At 74.0% G+C, this 19,478-nt stretch carries 10 protein-coding genes; 7 read left to right on the top strand and 3 right to left on the bottom strand.

Going from position 1 to position 19,478, the window contains the following annotated elements; translation table 11 throughout:
• The first annotated feature begins 204 nt into the window (after positions 1–204).
• The 5 genes from AMK19_RS38200 to AMK19_RS23895 all read left to right on the top strand — a co-directional run bounded on the left by AMK19_RS38200 (position 205) and on the right by AMK19_RS23895 (position 11,561).
• Entirely contained in the window at positions 205–3,519 is a 3,315-nt protein-coding gene (locus AMK19_RS38200; RefSeq protein ID WP_158071940.1) for an FtsX-like permease family protein, read from the top strand.
• A complete protein-coding gene (locus tag AMK19_RS36085) occupies positions 3,516–6,437 on the top strand; it encodes an FtsX-like permease family protein (protein ID WP_158071939.1) in 2,922 nt (973 codons plus the stop codon). The genes AMK19_RS38200 and AMK19_RS36085 overlap by 4 nt, the downstream gene beginning before the upstream one ends.
• A 209-nt stretch (positions 6,438–6,646) precedes the next feature.
• Positions 6,647–8,887 carry an SF1B family DNA helicase RecD2 gene (recD2, locus tag AMK19_RS23905; protein ID WP_143200353.1) on the top strand — a complete coding sequence of 747 codons (2,241 nt, stop codon included), beginning with the start codon at positions 6,647–6,649 and terminating at the stop codon, positions 8,885–8,887.
• A gap of 184 nt (positions 8,888–9,071) precedes the next feature.
• Entirely contained in the window at positions 9,072–10,361 is a 1,290-nt protein-coding gene (locus AMK19_RS23900) for a citrate synthase (RefSeq protein ID WP_073815085.1), read from the top strand.
• A gap of 480 nt (positions 10,362–10,841) precedes the next feature.
• A complete protein-coding gene (locus AMK19_RS23895) occupies positions 10,842–11,561 on the top strand; it encodes an SDR family NAD(P)-dependent oxidoreductase (RefSeq protein ID WP_073815084.1) in 720 nt (239 codons plus the stop codon).
• A gap of 18 nt (positions 11,562–11,579) precedes the next feature.
• Here AMK19_RS23895 and AMK19_RS23890 read toward each other — a convergent pair whose 3' ends face one another.
• Together AMK19_RS23890 and AMK19_RS23885 are read right to left on the bottom strand one after the other, a co-directional pair.
• Positions 11,580–13,826: a heavy metal translocating P-type ATPase gene (locus tag AMK19_RS23890; protein WP_073815082.1), complete on the bottom strand. Its 2,247-nt coding sequence runs from the start codon at positions 13,824–13,826 to the stop codon at positions 11,580–11,582.
• A gap of 64 nt (positions 13,827–13,890) precedes the next feature.
• Positions 13,891–14,109 (bottom strand): heavy-metal-associated domain-containing protein, encoded by a 219-nt coding sequence (locus AMK19_RS23885; protein ID WP_073815081.1) that lies wholly within the window; start codon positions 14,107–14,109, stop codon positions 13,891–13,893.
• 254 nt (positions 14,110–14,363) lie between these two features.
• Between AMK19_RS23885 and AMK19_RS23880 the strand changes: the two genes are divergently transcribed.
• Positions 14,364–15,539 carry a PP2C family protein-serine/threonine phosphatase gene (locus AMK19_RS23880; RefSeq protein WP_083647274.1) on the top strand — a complete coding sequence of 392 codons (1,176 nt, stop codon included), beginning with the start codon at positions 14,364–14,366 and terminating at the stop codon, positions 15,537–15,539.
• Positions 15,540–15,552: 13 nt separating this feature from the next.
• Here the strand turns inward: AMK19_RS23880 and AMK19_RS23875 are convergent, their stop codons facing one another.
• The gene (locus AMK19_RS23875; RefSeq protein ID WP_143200352.1) at positions 15,553–17,241 is read right to left on the bottom strand and encodes a bifunctional 3'-5' exonuclease/DNA polymerase; all 1,689 of its coding nucleotides are present in this window, start codon (positions 17,239–17,241) and stop codon (positions 15,553–15,555) included.
• A gap of 176 nt (positions 17,242–17,417) precedes the next feature.
• On the opposite strand from AMK19_RS23875, the gene AMK19_RS23870 reads away from it, so the two are divergent.
• Positions 17,418–19,442: a M3 family metallopeptidase gene (locus AMK19_RS23870; protein WP_073815079.1), complete on the top strand. Its 2,025-nt coding sequence runs from the start codon at positions 17,418–17,420 to the stop codon at positions 19,440–19,442.
• Positions 19,443–19,478: the final 36 nt, after the last annotated feature.

The raw sequence follows: 19,478 nt of genomic DNA, 5'->3' as shown, positions 1-19,478 counted from the left end.
TCAGGGAAAGCCCCTCGCCTCATGGCGGGGGGCTTTTTCGCGTTCTCGGACCATTTCCGGACCATTTCCGGAGCATTCCCGGAGCCAGCGGATACCGAGTCCGGTCCGTGATCAGTTGGTTGTTGCCCGGGCGGATGGTTGCGGGCAGACTGCCCGTCATCGTGATTGGTCCAGACCATCGGCGGGCGGAGGGCTTCGGGGGTCATGGGAGCGGCGGGGGTTCGGCGGGCAGGGCAGCACGGGGTGGTGCTGGGCGCGGCGGCGGTGACGGTGCTGGTGGCGGTGGCGGTGTTGACCGCGTTGACGGCGCTGACGGGGAGTTCGGTGACGCAGGGGATGCGGCACCGGTTGGCGGCGGATCCGCGGTTCTCGTTGACGTTGTCGGGGCGGTACGCCGAGGGCGCGGACGCGGCGGCGGATGCGCCGGTGCGGGCGGCGTTGCACCGGGCGTTGCCGGGGATGCCGGCGGAGATCGAAGAGGTGCTGCGCGGGTCGATGCCGTTGCGGACGCCGCTGCCGAGGGCGGCGGGGGCGGTGTCGTCGCAGGGAATGGCGGTGGTGCCGTTGGCGGTGCCGGAGCCGCAGCGGGTGGCGGAGCTGGCGCAGGGGGCCTGGCCGACGGGGCTGGAGCAGGTGGCGTTGTCGGAGTCGACGGCGCGCTGGCTGGGGGTGTCGGCGGGGGAGAAGATCGCGCTGACGCAGTCGGCCGGCGGGGTGCTGTCGGTGACGGTGAGCGGGGTGTACCGGGAGCTGCCGGGCGCGGAGCGGCAGTGGCGGGCGTGGACGGCGACGGTGCCGGTGGAGTCGTCGGACGGGTTGGTGCTGGCGTCGCAGGAGTTGCTGCGGACGCATCCGCTGCTGCACGACCAGGTGGACGTGGTGTGGACGGCGGTGCCGGCGCCGGGGCAGTTGCGGCCGGAGGGGCTGGGGCTGGTGCGGGACCGGGTGGACCGGTTGATGGGCGGTGATGTGGTCCGGGCGGTGTTCCGGGGCGCCGAGTCTCCCGTGAACGGGCTGCGGGCGTCGAGCGATCTGCCGACGGCGTTGAACGATCTGCAGTCGCCGATGATGGTGGCGCGGTCGGGGATGCTGGTCCCGGTGACGATGCTGGCGGTGCTGTCGGCGGTGACGATGGTGCTGACCGCTCGTCAACTCACGGACTTCCGGCGATCGGAGCTGCTGCTGCAGTTGGCGCGGGGTGCCGGACGGGCCCGGCTGCTGGGTGCGGCGGCGGCGGAGTGGGCGCTGTGCACGGTGCCGGCGGCGCTGCTGGGCGTGTGGGTGGCGGGGCCGTTGCTGCGGCTGCTGGAGCGGTTGGGGCTGCCGGTGGACGGGGCGGCCGCGGAGGCGACGGGCGCGGCGGCGTGGACGGTGGCCGGGGTGGCGCTGGTGCTGCACGGCTGTGCGGCGTTGCTGCCGGTGCTGTGGACGGCGGACGGCGGCGAGCGGGAGGTGCCGTCGCGCAGTGCCCGCCGGGCGGTGGCGCAGCGGGCCGGGGCGGACCTGGTGCTGGCGGCGGTGGCCGTCCTGGCGTACCTGCAACTGCGGCAGTACGAGGGGTTGTTGAGCCCGGCGTCGAGTGCGGTGGGGTTCGATCCGGTGCTGGTGGCGGCACCGGTGGTGATGACGGTGGCGGCGGCGCTGCTGCTGCTGCGGTTGTTGCCGCCGTTGGGGCGGGCGTTGGAGGCGTTGGCTCGGCGTGGGCGGGGTCTGGTGGGGCCGCTCAGTGGTTGGCAGGTGTCCCGGGGGCGGGCCGGTCAGGCGGCGCCGGTGCTGTTGATGGCGTTGGCGTTGGCGGTGGGGGCGTTGACGACGACGGCGATCGCGGGGGAGGGGCCGAACGATCGGGACCGGGCGGCGTTCGACCTGGGCGCGGATCTGCGGGTGACGGGCGGTGCGGTGCCTCCGGGGGCGCGGCAGGCGGCGTTGGCGGCGGTGCCGGGGGTGGCGGCGGTGACGCCGGTGGGCGCGGTGGAGGGCCAGGTGTCGGGGGTGGCGACGTCGGTGCTGGGGGTGGACACGGCCGCGGTGCAGCCGGTGGCGACGTCGGAGCGGATGGCGTCGGGGTCGTGGACGCATGCCGTTCCGGCGGTCCGGTCCGATCTCGAACAGGGTTCGCTGGCGGGGCAGTTGGCGTCGTTGCGGGACGGGGTTCCGGTGCACGGGATGCCGTTGGCGGGGCGTCCGTCGGAGCTGAAGGCGCGGGTGTCGGTGTCGTCGGCGGGCCGGATCGGTTCGGTGTGGCTGGTGGCGCAGGTCGAGGACGCGGGCGGCCTGGTGACGGAGGTCCGGGCGGAGGTGACGGCGGACGGGGTGGCCCGGACGGTGTCGCTGCCGTTGGCGTCGGGGGAGTTGCACTACCCGTTGCAGGTGACGGGGTTGGGCCTGCGGAGTGCGGCGCGGGGTTTCCCGCGGGCGACGTTCCGGTTGACGCTGTCGGGGATCGAGGGGGCGACGGTGCCGGCCGGGGCGAGCTGGGTGGATGTCACCCGTGGCCCGTTCGGTCCGACGGATCTGGGGTGTCCCGGGCAGTTGGACGAGGGCCAGGGTTCGCGGCGGATCGACGCGGGCGTGTGCGAGACGGTGAAGGCCGAGGACGGCGGGCTGCTGTCGGCGGTGGTGCGCGGCGCGGACCCGTCCCAGGTGGAGGCGGCGGACGGGGTGTCGTTCGCGCTGGCGCCGCCGGGGACGCCGAAGCGGGTGCGGGGGATGCCGGTGGCCGGGTTCGTGGTGCCGGCGCTGGTGAACGAGGCGTTCCTGCGGGCGATCGGCGCTCCGGTGGGCGGCCAGGTGCGGTTGATGTCCGGTCAGGCGGACCTGTTCGGGCTGCGGATCGTCGGGGTGCTGCCGGACTTCCCGGGCGGCGGTGACCGGGACCGGGCGCAGGCGCTGGTGGATCTGTCGGCGCTGTCGGCGGCGCGGTCGGGGCTGGGGTTGCCGCCGGTGGCGGACGGGGCGTGGTTGTTGGCGGCGTCGTCGAAGGCGGGGATGGAGCAGGCGGAGCGGGCGATCGCGGCGGATCCCGGGCTGGGCCGGGTGGAGAGCGTCCGGTCGCGGGCGGCGGCGATGGCGGCGGATCCGTTCCGGGCGGGGCGGCGCAGTGCGCTGGTGCTGTCGTTGGTGCTGTCGCCGGTGTTCGCGGTGGCCGGGTTCACGGTGCATGCGGTGGGTTCGGCGCGGTCGCGGCGGCGGGAGTTCGCGGTGCTGCGGGCGATCGGGGTGCGGCGGCGGCAGTTGGCGGGGGTGCTGCGGCTGGAGCAGTTGGCGGTGGTGGGTTTCTCGGTGCTGCTGGGCGGGGTGCTGGGGGTGGGTCTGGCGGCGGTGGTGCTGCCGTTGATCGTGGTGGACGGCGGTGGCCGGGCGGTGTTTCCGTCGCTGGAGCTGACGGTGGGCTGGGGTTGGACGGCGGCGGTGGTGCTGGCGACGGGGCTGGGCGTCGGCTCGGTGGTGCTGGTGCTGTCGCGGATGTTGGCGCGGGTCGATCTGGCGCGTGAGCTGCGGGCGGGGGAGAGCGGATGAGCGGGTTCGGCGGGTTCGGGGGGTGGCGTCCGGCGTTGCGGGAGGCCCGGACGGGGTGGCCGGTGCTGGTGGTGCTGGCCGTGCTGTCGGCGGTGCTGACGGTGGCGTCGTTGCTGTGGCCGCCGGTCTTCGACGACTTGTCGACGAAGGAGTTGAACCGCCGGTTGGCGGTGGCGCAGGCGGAGGGGCCGCTGGTGGTGGCGCGGGCGACGCTGAACGCGCCGCGGAACCGGGCGGGGCAGTCGACGGCGCCGCAGTTCGGCTCGTTGGACAGCGACCTGACGCGGGTCGGCGAGGGCCTGCGGCAGGGTGCGTCGGGGGAGTTGGCGCACACCCTGGTGCGGGTGTCGGGCCGGGCGCAGAGCGACGGCATGGAGTTGAAGGGGCAGGGCGTGCCCCAGCCGCACGGCAATCCGGCGTCGGTGTCGCTGGCGTACGCGCAGGACGCGGCGGCCCGGGTGCGCTGGGTGGCGGGTCGGGCGCCCGGGCAGCCGGACGCGGCGCAGCAGGCGCCGGTCGAACTGGGCATGTCTCGCAAGGGGTTGGAGCAGTTCGGGTTGGCGCTCGGGCAGCGGGTGATGCTGGAGGGGCAGGCCGGGGCCACCGAGGCGGTGGTGGTCGGCGAGTTCGCGCCGCTCGACGGCTCGGACGACCTGTGGCGTGAACTCCCGTTGTTGAACGAGCCGTTGGACGCGCCGGAGCCGAGCGGGTACATCCGGTACGGGCAGGCGCTGGTGGCCCCGGCGGGGCTGGAGGCGATGGAGGCGCGCGGGTCGTTGTCGCTGTCGGCGAGCTGGGTGTTCGAGGCGGCGCAGCAGCCCTGGGGGACCGGCGGCACGACTGCGGGGGCGCGTGAACTTGCTGCCGGGGCACGGGGGTTCGCTGTCGCGGCGCGGGATCGGGCCTGCGGCGACATCGTCTCGGACATGATGCCGTGCCCGGCGGGAGTGCGGACGGTGTCGCCGCCGCAGGTGCAGGAGCAACTGTCGGCGCTGGTGGACCGGTTCGCGGAGCAGCGGGCCCGGACGGTGTCGTTGCAGTCGTTCGCGTTGGCGGGGCTGTTGGCGATCGGGGTGTCCACGGCGGTGGCGGCGGCCCGGTTGGGGGCGCGGCGTCGGGAGGGGGTGCTGAGGCTCCAGCGGGCGCGCGGGGCGGGTGAGCCCGCACTGGCGGCGGTTCGGCTGCTGGAGGCCGTTCCGGCGGTCCTGGTGGGGGTGTTGGCGGGCCGGGCGGTGTCCGGCCCGTCGGCGGGGGAACGTCCGCTCGGTGCGTGGTGGCCGGTGGCGGCGGTGGCCGTGCTGGTGGCGGGCGCGCCCGCGGTGGCGGTGTGGTGGCAGGGCCGGGCGCTGCGTCGGGCGGGTCGGGAGCCGGTCCAACGGCGGGGTGTGAAGCGGGCGTTGGGCCTGTCCGGCCGGCTGGTGGTGGAGGGTACGGTGCTGACGCTGGCGGCGGCGGGTGTGCTGCAGCTGCGGCTGCGCGGCGCGACCTCGCCGGGCACCGCCGACCCGGACCCTCAACTGGCCGTGGTGCCCGTGGTGTTGGGCCTGGCGGCGGTGGTCGTGGTGCTGCGGGTGTACCCGGTGCCGCTGCGGGTGCTGACCGGCTGGGCGCGGCGGCGGCGCGGCACGGTCGCGCTGGTCGGCCTGTCGCAGGCCGGCCGGCGGTCCGGCGCGGCGGCGACGGCGCTGCTGGTGCTGGTGCCCGCACTGGCCTGCGCGGTGTTCGGCGCGCTGGTGTCCGGGACGGTGCGCAACGGCCGGGCGGAGGCTGCGCAGTGGCGCACCGGCGGGGACGCGGCCGTCCTCTGGCCGGCCCAACGCTCCTTGCCGTTGGAGGAGTTGGCGAAGGTGCCGGGCGTCGGCGGGGTGCTGTCGGTGCACGGCGGGGTGGCGTCGCTGACGGCCGGCGAGGACGGGACGGTGCTCAGGAACGTGGGCCTGGTCGGCGTCGACCAGGAGGCGCTGGCGAAGTTGGAGCCGGGCTCGCCGGTGGCGGCGGCGCTGAGCGGTGCGGGGCTGTCCGCGCCGCTGGCGCCAGGTGCGGAACTGCCTGCGCTGGCCGACGCGAGGACCGCGGCGCGATTCCCCGAGGGGGCGTTCGACGCGGACGCCGGGGCGAACAGGTTCCGGGTCCGGATCGTCGGCGTGCTGCCGGCCGGCGCGGAACGGGACCGGGCGGTCGGGCCGGTGGTCGCCGAGGTCGCGGGCGGGCCGCTGCTGGTGTTCGGCGGGCCCGCCGCGGAGCGCCTGCCGCGACAGACCGGGCAGCGCAACGCGGCCGTGCTGTTCGCCGAGCCCGGCCGCGCCGGGTCGGCGGCCGGCGCGCAGCGGATCGACGGGGACCGGCTGCGGGCCGTGGTGGCGGCCTCGGCGGCGACCGCGGGCGTCGGCGGCGCGGGGGTGGCGGGCGGCGCGGTGCTGCGCGGCGCGCCGGTGGAAGTCCGGGACATGGCAGGGCAGTTGAAGGAGTCGACGAACGACGGGCTGGCGTCCGCACTGGAGCTGGCGTTCCGGTCGGCGGCGGCGATCGGCCTGTTGCTCGGGCTGACGGCAGTGGTCCTGGAGCTGCTGCTCGGCTCCGCGGAACGCGGCCGGATGCTTGCGTACCTGCGCACGCTGGGCCTGGGCCCGAGGGCCGCGGCGGGCGTCCAACTGGTGCAGCTGCTGCCGGTGATGGCAGCGGCGGTGATCGGCGGAACGGCCCTCGGGCTGGGCCTGCCGTGGCTGCTGGGCCCGGCACTGGAACTGAGGGCGTTCACCTCCGGCCCGGGAGCGCCCTCGTTCGCCCCGGACTGGACGAGCATCGCGATCGCCGCGCTGGGACTGCTCGTCCTGGTGCCGTGTGCGGCGGCGCTGGAGGGGGTGGCGGGGCGTCGGCGGGTGCCGCAGTTGTTGAGGCTCGGTGAAGGAGCGCAGTAGACGGTGGGGCGGACAGTGCAACGGGGTCGTGCGTCGTCGGCGTACGGCCCCGTCGTGCTTGCCCGCGCAGTTCCTCGCGCCCCTGACGGGGCACAGAACTGCAGTGCAGTACCGGGACGGACGAGGGATTTGGAGAGAGTCGGAAAACCTGTCAGTGGGGCACGGTACGTTCGTCGTCGGATGTGTCCTGATTGTGGGTGAGGTGTCCGTTGCAGCTGGCTCAGGTGGAGGGGGTCCTGGAGCGGATCACCTATGCCAATGACGAGACGGGGTACACGGTTGCGCGGGTGGACACCGGGCGGGGGGCGAATGATCTGCTGACGGTGGTGGGGGCGCTGCTCGGGGCGCAGGTGGGGGAGAGCCTGCGGCTGTTCGGGCGGTGGGGGTCGCATCCGCAGTACGGGCGGCAGTTCACGGTGGAGAACTACACGACGGTGCTGCCGGCCACGGTGCAGGGGATTCAGCGGTATCTGGGCTCGGGGTTGATCAAGGGGATCGGGCCGCGGTTCGCGGAGCGGATCGTGGAGCGCTTCGGGGTGGAGACCCTGGAGGTGATCGAGAACGAGCCGAAGCGGCTGATCGAGGTGCCGGGGCTGGGGCCGAAGCGGACGAAGATGATCGCCGAGGCGTGGGAGGAGCAGAAGTCCATCAAGGAGGTGATGGTCTTCCTGCAGAGCGTCGGGGTGTCGACGTCGTTGGCGGTGCGGATCTACAAGCAGTACGCGGACGCGTCGATCGGGGTGGTGAAGAACCAGCCGTACCGGCTGGCGGCGGACGTGTGGGGCATCGGGTTCCTGACGGCGGACCGGATCGCGCAGGCGGTGGGGATTCCGCACGATTCGCCGGAGCGGGTGAAGGCGGGCCTGCAGTACGCGCTGTCGCAGTCCACGGACCAGGGGCACTGCTATCTGCCGGAGGAGCGGCTGATCGCGGACGGCGTGAAGCTGCTGCAGGTGGACGTGGGGCTGGTGATCGACTGCCTGGCGGAGCTGGTCGCGACGGAGGGGGTGGTGCGCGAGCGGCTGCCGGGCGGGGACGGGCTGGAGATCACGGCGGTGTACCTGGTGCCGTTCCACCGGGCGGAGATCTCGTTGGCGGGCCAGTTGCTGCGGCTGCTGCGGGCGGGCGAGGACCGGCTGCCGTGGTTCCGCGACGTGGACTGGCCGGCCGCGCTGGGCTGGTTGGCGAAGCGGACGGGTGCCGAGCTCGCCCCGGAGCAGGAGCAGTCGGTGCGGCTGGCGTTGACCGAGAAGGTCGCGGTGCTGACGGGCGGGCCGGGCTGCGGCAAGTCGTTCACGGTGAAGTCGATCGTGCAGTTGGCGTTGGCGAAGCGGGCGAAGGTGGTGCTGGCGGCGCCGACGGGGCGGGCGGCGAAGCGGCTGGCGGAGCTGACGGGCGCGGAGGCGTCCACGGTGCACCGGCTGCTGGAGTTGAAGCCGGGCGGCGACGCCGCGTACGACCGGGACCGGCCGTTGGACGCCGACCTGGTGGTGGTGGACGAGGCGTCGATGCTGGACCTGATCCTGGCGAACAAGCTGGTCAAGGCGGTCGCGCCGGGCGCGTACCTGCTGTTCGTGGGGGACGTCGACCAGCTGCCGTCGGTGGGGGCGGGCGAGGTGCTGCGGGACCTGCTGTCGCAGGGCAGTCCGATCCCGTCGGTGCGGCTGACCCGGATCTTCCGGCAGGCCCAGCAGTCGGGCGTGGTGGTGAACGCGCACCGGATCAACGAGGGCCTGCCGCCGCTGACCGAGGGCCTGCCGGACTTCTTCCTGTTCGCGGAGGACGACGCGGAGCGCGCGGCGGGTCTGACGGTGGACGTGGTGGCGCGCCGCATCCCGCAGCGTTTCGGGCTGGACCCGCGGCGCGACGTCCAGGTGCTGGCGCCGATGCACCGCGGCCCGGCGGGGGCGGGCGCGCTGAACACGCTGCTCCAGTCGGCGGTCACGCCGGCCCGGGAGGGGCTGGCGGAGCGGCGGTTCGGCGGGCGGACGTTCCGGGTCGGCGACAAGGTGACGCAGATCCGGAACAACTACGACAAGGGGCGCAGCGGCGTCTTCAACGGCACCGTGGGCGTGGTGACGTCGCTCAGTGTGGACGACCAGCGGCTGACGGTGATGACCGACGAGGACGAGGAGATCGGCTACGACTTCGACGAGCTGGACGAGTTGGCGCACGCGTACGCGGTGACGATCCACCGCTCGCAGGGCAGCGAGTACCCGGCGGTGGTGATTCCCGTCACCACCTCGGCGTGGACGATGCTTCAGCGCAACCTGCTGTACACCGCGGTGACGCGGGCCAAGAAGCTGGTGGTGCTGGTGGGGTCCCGGAAGGCGATCGGGCAGGCGGTGCGGGCGGTGAGCGCGGGGCGGCGGCACTCCGCGCTGGACCACAGATTGGCTGCCGGGCGTGGATCAGGGGGTACGGTACGTCCAGAGGTTGTCTTGACGTGAAGAGATTTAGGGCGGAACCTGGTCTGGTGCCGATCTTGTCCGGTTCACACCGGCTGCGGCAGCAGAGTTTGTAGGCCCTGGTTCTTTCCGGGGTCGCCCCCGGTGCGCGGCCGTCCTTCGGGTGGGGGATCGTTGAGACAGTCAGGGCAGTCGGATGAGGACCAATTTCGTCGGTGAGGAAGACGTGAGCGACAAATCGGTAGTACTGCGGTACCAGGACGGCGAGTACGAATACCCCGTCGTCGAGAGCACTGCGGGCAACGCCGGCTTCGACATCTCGAAGCTGCTTCCGCAGACCGGCCTGGTCACCCTGGACAACGGTTTCGGCAACACCGCCGCCAACAAGTCCGCGATCACCTTCATTGACGGTGACGCCGGCATCCTGCGTTACCGCGGCTACCCGATCGAGCAGCTGGCCGGCGAGGCCAACTTCATCGAGACCGCCTACCTGCTGATCAACGGCGAGCTGCCGAACGAGGGCGAGCTGGCGGCGTTCAGCAACGAGATCACCCAGCACACCCTGCTGCACGAGGACGTCAAGCGCTTCTTCCAGGGCTTCCCGCGGGACGCCCACCCGATGGCGATGCTGTCCTCGGTGGTCGGCGCGCTCTCCACCTTCTACCCGGAGAGCCACAACCCGTTCGACGCGGACCAGCGCCACCTGTCGACGGTGCGCCTGCTGGCGAAGCTGCCGACGATCGCGGCGTACGCGTACAAGAAGGCGGTGGGCCAGCCCTTCGTCTACCCGCGCAACGACCTCGGCTACGTCGAGAACTTCCTGCGGATGACCTTCGCCGTCCCGGCCGAGGACTACGAGCTCAACCCGGTCGTGGTCAACGCCCTGGACAAGCTGTTCATCCTGCACGCCGACCACGAGCAGAACTGCTCCACCTCGACGGTGCGCCTGGTCGGCTCCTCGCACGCCAACCTGTTCGCCTCGATCTCGGCGGGCATCTCGGCGCTCTGGGGCCCGCTGCACGGCGGCGCCAACCAGGCCGTGCTGGAGATGCTGGAGCAGATCCAGAAGGACGGCGGCGACGTCGACGCGTTCATCCGCAAGGTGAAGAACCGCGAGGACGGCGTCAAGCTGATGGGCTTCGGCCACCGCGTCTACAAGGCGTTCGACCCGCGCGCCGCGCAGGTCAAGGTGCTCGCCCACGAGGTGCTGGCCCAGCTCGGCAAGTCCGACGAGCTGCTGGAGATCGCCCTCAAGCTGGAGGCGCACGCGCTCCAGGACGACTTCTTCGTCTCGCGCAAGCTCTACCCGAACGTGGACTTCTACACGGGTCTGATCTACCGCGCGATGGGCTTCCCGACCAGCATGTTCACCGTGCTGTTCGCGCTCGGCCGGCTGCCCGGCTGGATCGCCCAGTGGCACGAGATGATCAAGGACCCGACCAGCCGGATCGGCCGCCCGCGGCAGATCTACACCGGCGTCGAGATCCGCGACTACGTGCCGATCGACGCCCGCTGAGCGAGCCGCACCGCACAAGCACCGACGAAGGGGCCCGGCCCCCTGCCACCCGATGAGGGAGGCGGGGCCGGGCCCCTTCGTCATGTCTGTCTCCGCGAGGTGGGGCGCACGGCGCCCGGGACGATCCCGGGTGGGGAACGGCCGCTCAAAGCAATCCCCGGACTCCCGGCTCCGGCCCGGCGCCGTGCGCGAAGGCCGTCGACGAGTCGACGACCGTCCGGGGCCCGCCGGAGCCCCGCTCTACAAAAGGTAAGACGTACCAGGGGGCGCAGAGTTACGGCAGGGGGGTGTGAGTTGCCTCTCTCCACTCTCCGTGTGCATCCGCGCACCCGGACGGCGGAGCGCATATCACACCGCACGCCGAGCGTGCGACGTCACCCACCCCGCAGAGACCGCAACCCAGCGTGATAGGAATCGTGGCAATCCGGTACGGACCGCCTGCCATCCGCGGAGCGGTGAACGGTCAGGGAGGGATGCGCTATGGCCAGGAACGTCGTCGTCACCGGTGGAGGCACCGGAATCGGCCTGGAGGTGGCCCGGCGCTTCGCCGAGGCCGGCGAGCGCGTGATGATCGTCGGCCGCCGTCCCGGGGTCCTCGACCACGCCGTCGCGGAACTCGGCCCCAACGTCACCCCGCTGGTGTGCGACCTCGCCGACCCGGACGCCGTGGAGGCCGCACTGGCCGAACTGCCCGCCCGGATCGACGTCCTGGTCAACAACGCCGGCAGCCGGGAGACCGTGTTCGGCGCCGGCCCGCACGCCGTACTGGCCCGCTGGCGCGGCGACTTCGAACGCAACGTGCTGACCGCCGTGCTGCTCACCGAGTCCGTCCGCGACCGGCTCACCCCCGGCTCCGGCCGGGTCATCACCGTCTCCTCGATCGCCGCGCTGCGCGGCGCCGGCTCCTACGGCGCGGCGAAGGCCTCGCTGCACGCCTGGAACCACTTCCTGGCGGCCCAGCTCGGCCCGTCCGGCATCACCGCCAACATCGTGGCGCCCGGCACCGTGGCGGGCACCGAGTTCTTCGGGCCGCGCCTGGACGAGGCGGAGGTCGCCCGCCGCTCGGCGCGGACCCTGCTCGGCCGGATCGGCGAGTCCGGGGAGGTCGCCGCCGCCGTGTGCTTCCTCGCCTCGGAGGAGGCCGGGTTCATCACCGGCGAGATCCTGCACTGCAACGGCGGTGAACTGCTCGGCCGTTGACCGCCGTTGCAGTGCGGGTCAGACCGGTCGGAACGTGCGCAGGCGCAGGCTGTTGGTGACCACGAAGACCGAGGAGAAGGCCATCGCGGCGCCCGCGATCATCGGGTTGAGCAGGCCGCTCGCGGCCAGCGGGATCGCCGCGACGTTGTAGGCGAAGGCCCAGAACAGGTTGCCCTTGATGGTGGCCAGGGTGCGGCGCGACAGCCGGATCGCGTCCGCCGCCGAGCGCAGGTCGCCCCGCACCAGGGTCAGGTCCGCCGCCTCGATGGCCGCGTCGGTGCCGGTGCCGATGGCCAGGCCCAGGTCGGCCTGGGCGAGCGCCGCCGCGTCGTTGACGCCGTCGCCGACCATCGCGACCGTCCGGCCCTCCTGCTGGAGGCGGCGGACGGTGGCGACCTTGTCCTCGGGCAGCACCTCGGCGATCACGTCCTCGGCGGGGATGCCGACCTCGGCCGCCACCGACTCTGCGACCGCCCGGTTGTCGCCGGTCAGCAGGACGGGGCGCAGACCCAGGGCGCGCAGCTCGGCGATCGCCTCGGCGCTGGTCGGCTTGACCGCGTCCGTCACCTCCAGCACGGCCCGCGCCGCGCCGTCCCAGGCGACGGTGACGGTGGTGCGGCCGGCCCGTTCGGCGGCGGCCCGGGCCTCGGCGAGGGCGGTCGGCAGGGGCGTGTCGGCGAGCAGCGCGGCGCGTCCGGCGACCAGCGCGCGGCCGTCGACGGTGCCGCGGACGCCGAGGCCGGGGAGGTTGCGGAAGTCGGTGACGGCGGGCAGGTCGCCGAGGCGCTCGGCGGCGGCGTCGGCCACGGCGCGGGCGATCGGGTGCTCGGAGGCGTGCTCCAGTGCGCCGGCCAGCCGCAGTGCCTCGTCCTCGGTGGTGCCGGCGGCGGTGTGCACGGCGGTCAGGGTCATCCGGCCGGTGGTGACGGTGCCGGTCTTGTCGAGGACGACGGTGTCGGCCCGGAGGGTGTTCTCCAGCACCTCGGGGCCCTTGATCAGGATGCCGAGCTGGGCGCCGCGGCCGGTGCCGACCATCAGGGCGGTCGGGGTGGCCAGGCCGAGGGCGCACGGGCAGGCGATGATCAGCACCGCGACGGCGGCGGTGAAGGCTTCGGTGGGGCTGCCGGTGGCGAGCAGCCAGGCGATCAGGGTGCCGAGGGCGAGCAGGATGACGGCGGGCACGAAGACGGCGGAGATCCGGTCGGCGAGGCGCTGGGCGGCGGCCTTGCCGTTCTGCGCGTCCTCGACCAGCTTCGCCATCCGGGCGAGCCGGGTGTCCGCACCGACCCGGGTGGCTTCGACCACCAGGCGGCCGCCCGCGTTCACGGTCGCGCCGGTCACGGTGTCGCCGACGGAGACCTCGACGGGCACGGACTCGCCGGTCAGCATCGAGGCGTCCACGGCGGAGCTGCCCTCGACGACCGTGCCGTCGGTGGCGATCTTCTCGCCCGGCCGGACCACGAAGCGGTCCCCGACGGCGAGCCGGTCGACCGGGACGCGGGTCTCGCGGCCGTCGCGCAGCACCGTGACGTCCTTGGCGCCGAGGTCGAGCAGGGCGTGCAGGGCAGCGCCGGCCCGGCGCTTGGAGCGGGCCTCCAGCCAGCGGCCGAGCAGGATCAGGGCGGTGACGGCGGCCGCGGTCTCCAGGTAGAGGGCGGAGGAGGCGTCGGTGCGGTCGACGGTGAAGCTGAAGGAGTGCCGCATGCCGGGCAGGCCGGCGTGGCCCCAGAACAGCGCCCACACGGACCAGCCGAAGGCGGCCAGGGTGCCGAGCGAGACCAGGGTGTCCATGGTGGCGGCACCGTGCCGGGCGTTGGTCCAGGCGGCGCGGTGGAACGGCCACCCGCCGTACACCACGACCGGGCCGGCGAGGGCGAAGGCCAGCCACTGCCAGTTGTCGAACTGCAGGGCCGGGACCATCGACAGCAGCACCACCGGGAGGCTGAGCGCGGCGCTGATCAGCAGCCGGTCGCGCAGCGGGTCCTGGACGGCTTCCGGTTCCGGTTCGGGTTCGGGCGGCGGCGGGAGCTCGGCGGTGTAGCCGGTCTTCTCCACCGCGGCGATCAGGTCGGCGACGCTGGTGCCGGGGCCGAAGTCCACCCGCGCCTTCTCGGTCGCGAAGTTGACGCTGGCCTCGACGCCGTCCAGCCGGTTCAGCTTCTTCTCGACCCGGGCGGCGCAGGACGCGCAGGTCATGCCGCCGATCGCCAGTTCGACGCGCTCCCGGGGCCCGGCGGGGGCGGCGGGATCGGTGGTGGTGCTCATCGACTCGCTCTCTCTCGGCGGCGGCGCGGGGGCGGCCTCGGTTCCCGCCGCCCCCGCGGGCGGATCAGGCGGCCCGGCCGACCAGCTCGTAGCCGGCCTCGTCCACCGCGGCGGCGATCTGCTCGTCGCTGAGCGGGGACTCGGCGGTCACGGTGACGGTGCCGGCCGTGGCGTCGGAGGAGACCGCGGTGACGCCCGGCAGACCCGAGACCTCGCCGTTGATCGCCTTCTCGCAGTGGCCGCAGCTCATGCCGCTGACGGTGTAGGTGACGGTGCTGGACATGGGAACCTCCGGGACGCTCGCGGCTTGTGCCAACGAAGAACAGCATACCCCCCAGGGGTATTACGTCCAGGGGTGGGTGGCGTTCCTCGACCGACACGAACCGTGGCCCGCTCCCGAGCCTAGTCCGGCTTCACGCCCGGCCCGCAACGACGGGCGGCCCGCGGTCCGACCGACCCCCGGCGGCCGCCCCCGGCCGACCGGGCCCCGTTCGATCGCGCGGGGCGGGGCGGACGTGTGTCCGATATGTTCGAAACGTGGCTGTTCGACGCCGGGACCGTGCGGCGGCCGCCGGGAGCGGCGACGAGCCGTCCGCCCGGCGTCGCAGCGCGCTGCGCGCCGCCGACCTGCAGGACGTCTCCCCGCTGCTGCGCGCCGCGCCCGCGCTGCTGGCCATCGGCCTGGTGGTGGCGGCCGACCTGCTGGCCGGGACGACCACCTACCTGGCGCCGCTGATGGTCGTCGTGCCGTCGGTCGCCGCCCTCACCCTCCGGCCGCGCGAGCTGATCGCGGTCTGCCTGCTCGGCCTGATGGCGATGTTCGTCCTCAACCGGTACTACGACCAGGTCACCGCGCCGTCCGACAGCCGGTTCCTGTTCGGCGCGACGATCAGCTACATCGTGCTGAGCGCGTTCAGCGCCTTCGTCGCCGAACTGCGGATGCGAAGAGCCGAGGCCTTCGCCGCCGTCAGCTCGGTCGCGGAGGCCGCCCAGCGGGCGCTGCTGCGCCAGCCCGACCCGGTGGTCGGGCCGCTGCGGCTGTCCGTGCGCTACGTCTCCGCCGCGGACGCCGCCCGGATCGGCGGCGACCTGTACTCCGTGCTGGACACCCCGTACGGCACCCGGGTGCTGGTCGGCGACGTCCGCGGCAAGGGGCTGGGCGCGGTGCAGACCGCCGCCGTGGTGCTCGGCGCGTTCCGCGAGGCCGCCTACGACGAGGAGCGGCTGTCGGCCGTCGCCGCCCGGATCGAGGCCAGCATGCACCGGCACGTGCCCGACGGGGAGTTCGCCACCGCGCTGTTCGCCGAGTTCCGCGCCTCCGGCCCCGTCGACCTGCTGCACCTCGGGCACGTCCCGCCGATCCGGGTCCGCGCCGACGGCCACGCCGACGTCCTGGAGTCCGCCGACCCGTGGCTGCCGCTCGGCCTCGGCGACCTCGCCACCGGCGCGCCCTGCGCCACCGCCGTCCCGTTCGGCCCGCGCGAAGTCCTGGTGCTCTGCACCGACGGCGTGATCGAGGCCAAGGAACGGCGCTCCGGCGCCTTCTACCCGCTCGCCGAACGCGTCGGCCCGCTCGTCAAGGACGGCTGGCGCTCCCTCACCGACCTCGACACCGCCGTCGCCCGCCTCTACGGCGACCTGCTCGAACACACCGGCGGCGGCCTCAACGACGACGCACTGCTGCTGCTCGTCACCCGGCCCGAGGGCGGGTGACTGGGCGGGGTGGCTACTTGGCGTCGCCGTAGCAGTCGACGACGGCGGTGGTGAGGGGGAAGCGGACCGGGGTGTCGCCGAAGACCAGGGCGGTGGCTTCGTCGGCGGCTGCGGCGACCTCGGCGGCGACCGTGTCGGCCAGGTCGGCGGGGGTGTGCACGACCACCTCGTCGTGCTGGAAGAACACCAGGTGCGGGCGGTCCGGGCCGGAGTGCAGGGCGGACAGGCGGCGGCGCAGTGCGGCCAGCAGGGCCAGCGCCCAGTCGGCGCCGCTGCCCTGGATGACGAAGTTGCGGGTGAAGCGGCCGCGGGCGCGGGCCGAGCGGCCGCCCGCCTCACCGGACTCGGGGGCCTCGGTGAGGTCCAGCCAGTCCGCCGAGGGCGGCGGGCAGACCCGGCCCAGGCGGGAGGAGACCACGCCGCCGTCCTCGCCGGTGCGGGCCGCCGCCTCCACGTAGCCCATCGCGTCCGGGTAGCGGCGGCGCAGCGTGTTCAGCAGCGGGCCGATGCCGCCGCCGGTCTGGCCGTACATCGCGCCCAGCAGGCCCAGCTTGGCCTTCTCCCGGTCGCCCTGGAAGGCGCTCGCCGCGAGCGCCGCGTACAGGTCGCCGCCGGCGGCGGTGCGGGCCAGGCCGCGGTCGCCCGACATCGCGGCCAGCACCCGCGGCTCCAGCTGCGCGGCGTCCGCGACCACCAGCAGCCAGCCCGGATCGGCGACCACCGCGCGGCGCAGGGTGCGCGGGATCTGCAGCGCGCCGCCGCCCCGGGACGCCCAGCGGCCGGTGACGACGCCGCCCACCACGTACTCGGGGCGGAACCGGCCGCCGCGCGCCCACGCCGCCTGCCAGGCCCAGCCGTGCGCGGCGAACAGCCGCGACAGCTCCTTGTAGCGGATCATCAGGGCGGCCGCCGGATGGTCGACCGCCTTCAACTCCCAGGAACGGGTCGAGGACAGCTGGATGCCGCGGTCCGCGAACGCCTTGATCACCTGGGTGTGCGAGTCCAGGTTGAACGGCCGCGCGCCCAGCGCCTGCTGGACCTCCAGGGCGAGGTCGGACAGCTTCGACGGCAGCGTGCCCGGAATGGTCGGACGCGGGCCGAGCAGCTCCGTCAGCAGCGCGTCGTGCACGTCGGCCCGCCACGGCAGCCCGTCGTGCGCCATCTCGCAGGCCAGCAGCGCCCCCGCCGACTCGGCCGCCACCAGCAGCCGGAACCGGTGCCGGGCCGCCGGGTCGGCGATCGCCGCGAGCCGCCGCAGCTGCTCCGCGTGGACGGCCACCGTGGCCTCCAACGGGTCGGCGCCGGGCGGCAGTTGGAGCCGGTCCGGGGCGAACAGGCCGTCCTCGTCGGGCAGCGCGCCCTCCGGCAGGTCGGCCGGCACCGGCAGCCCGCGCAGCCGCGCCCAGGCCGCACCCAGCGACCGCGGCGCGCCGAACCGGCCCTCGTGGCCCAGCAGCAGCGCCTCCGTCAGCCGGAGGTCGTGGCAGCGCGCGACCCGCTCCGGCAGCTCCGCCAGTAGTGGGCCGTACGCGGTGTCGGCCGTCGGCCACACCCAGCGCGGCGCGTGCTCGGCCTCCACCGCAGCCACCGCCTCGGCCAGCCGCGGCACCCGTTCGGCGGGGCCGAGCGGGCTGCCGTCCTCGGCCAGCGGGCGCAGCCGCCCACCGGGGCCGTGCGGGTCGGGCACCAGGGCGTAACGCACGGGCGGGGGCTCCTCTCGGGCTGCCTGCGAGCAGGTTCGTGTGCGGCAGGTGGACCTGTCGACGTTAGCCGGTGCCGCCGACAGTCGCCCGGAGGGGCGTGCCGGGGTCGACGGCGGGCCCCGGGTGGGGGGTTCGGTGTTCCGCCGACGCGTTGCGCCCCGTAGGGTCGGCGGTCATGAGCGACAATCCCTTCTTCTCGCCCAGCACCCTGGTGTTCGAGCTTCCGCCCTTCGCCGAGATCCGGGAAGAGCACTACCGTCCGGCGTTCGAGCGAGGCATGGCCGACCAGCTCGCCGAGATCGCCGCGATCGTCGCCGACCCGGAGCCGCCGACCTTCGACAACACCGTTGTCGCGCTGGAACGTTCCGGTGCGGTGCTGCGCCGGGTCGGCGTCGTGTTCGAGAACCAGGACTCGTCCGACACCACGCCCGGCGTCCAGGCCCTCGACGCCGAGATCAGCCCGCTGCTGGCCGCGCACTCCGACGCCGTCCACCTCGACGCGGCCCTGTTCGCCCGCGTCGACGCGCTGTACCGCGACCGCCACGAACTCGGCCTGGACGCCGAGTCGCTGCGCCTGCTGGAGCGTCGCCACACCGCCTTCGTCCGGGCCGGCGCCCGCCTCGACGAGGCCGGCCAGCAGCGGCTGCGCGAGATCAACACCCGACTCGCCGCCGACGGCGCCGCGTTCCGCAAGAACACCCACGACGCCTCGCTGGCCGGCGCCGTCGTCGTCGACAGCGCCGACGCCCTCGACGGCCTGCCCGCCACCGCGATCGCCGCCGCCGCCGAGAACGCCCGCGCGCTCGGCCACGACGGCCACTGGGTGCTCGGCCTGAAGAACTTCTCCAACCAGACCGAACTCGCCGAGCTCACCGACCGCGCCCTGCGCGAGCGCCTGCTCACCGCCTCGCTGCGCCGCGGCCTCGACACCAACGGCCCGCTGGCCGCCCGGATGGCCGCGCTGCGCGCCGAACGCGCCGCCCTGCTCGGCTACGACAGCCACGCCGCGTACGTGGTCGCCGACGAGACCGCCGGCACCGTCGAGGCGGTCGGCGCGATGCTCGGCCGGCTGGTCGGGCCCGCCGTCGCCATCGCGCAGCGCGAGGCCGCCGAGCTGGCGGCCGCCGCGGCCGCCGACGGCGTCGACGAACTCGCCGCGCACGACTGGGCGTACTACGCGGAGAAGGTCCGTGCCGAGCGCTACGACGTGGACACCGCCGCGCTGCGCCCGTACTTCGAGCTGGAGCGGGTGCTGCAGGACGGCGTCTTCTTCGCGGCCGGCCTGGCGTACGGGCTGAGCTTCACCGAGCGTCCCGAGCTGACCGCCTACCACGCGGACGCCCGGGTGTTCGAGGTGACGGACGCCGACGGGTCCTCGCTGGGCCTGTTCATCGGCGACTTCTACGCCCGCGAGTCCAAGCGCGGCGGCGCCTGGATGAACGAACTGGTCTCGCAGTCCCGGCTGTCGGGCCGCAAGCCGGTGGTCGTCAACAACCTGAACGTCGCCCGCCCGCCCGCCGGGGAGCCGGCGCTGCTCAGCTGGGACGAGGTCCGGACGCTGTTCCACGAGTTCGGGCACGCGCTGCACGGCCTGTTCTCGGACGTCCAGTACCCGATGTTCGCGGGCACCGAGGTGCCCCGGGACTTCGTCGAATTCCCGTCCCAGGTCAACGAGATGTGGATGATCCGGCCCGAGGTGCTGGCCAACTACGCCCGCCACCACGTCACCGGCGAACCGCTTCCCGCCGACACGGTGGAGCGGATGCTCGCCGCCGAGAACTACGGGCAGGGCTTCCGGACGGTCGAGTACCTGTCCGCCGCGCTGCTCGACTGGGCGTGGCACTCGCTGCCGGCCGGGGCGAGCGTCGAGGACGCGGAGGCGTTCGAGGTGCAGGCCCTCGCCGAGGCGGGCGTCGCGATGGCGGCGGTGCCGCCGCGGTACCGCACCGGGTACTTCAACCACGTGTTCTCGAACGGGTACAGCGCCGGGTACTACGCGTACATCTGGTCCGAGGTGCTGGACGCCGAGACGGTGGACTGGTTCGCCGACAACGGGCGCGAGGTGCGGGACAGCGGCGAGCTGTTCCGGGCCGAGCTGCTGTCGCGGGGCGGGAGCCGGGACGCGATGGAGTGCGTGCGGGCGGTGCTGGGGCGGGAGCCCTCGATCGAGCCGCTGCTCGCCCGGCGCGGGCTGGCGTAACGGCGGGTGTCCCCGCGCCCCGGCAGGGGTGCGGGG

The organism is Kitasatospora sp. CB01950, from assembly GCF_001905465.1.
Lineage (GTDB): Bacteria > Actinomycetota > Actinomycetes > Streptomycetales > Streptomycetaceae > Kitasatospora.
The sequence above is the reverse complement of the archived record's forward strand: the minus strand, read 5'-3'. Positions and strand labels throughout refer to the sequence as shown.

What these genes read in the sequence shown, in the direction of transcription:
- AMK19_RS38200 (WP_158071940.1), top strand. Translation starts at nt 205, where the DNA reads ATGGGAGCGGCGGGGGTTCGGCGGGCAGGGCAGCACGGGGTGGTGCTG.
- AMK19_RS36085 (WP_158071939.1), top strand. Translation starts at nt 3,516, where the DNA reads ATGAGCGGGTTCGGCGGGTTCGGGGGGTGGCGTCCGGCGTTGCGGGAG.
- AMK19_RS23895 (WP_073815084.1), top strand. Translation starts at nt 10,842, where the DNA reads ATGGCCAGGAACGTCGTCGTCACCGGTGGAGGCACCGGAATCGGCCTG.
- AMK19_RS23890 (WP_073815082.1), bottom strand. Translation starts at nt 13,826, where the DNA reads ATGAGCACCACCACCGATCCCGCCGCCCCCGCCGGGCCCCGGGAGCGC.
- AMK19_RS23885 (WP_073815081.1), bottom strand. Translation starts at nt 14,109, where the DNA reads ATGTCCAGCACCGTCACCTACACCGTCAGCGGCATGAGCTGCGGCCAC.
- AMK19_RS23870 (WP_073815079.1), top strand. Translation starts at nt 17,418, where the DNA reads ATGAGCGACAATCCCTTCTTCTCGCCCAGCACCCTGGTGTTCGAGCTT.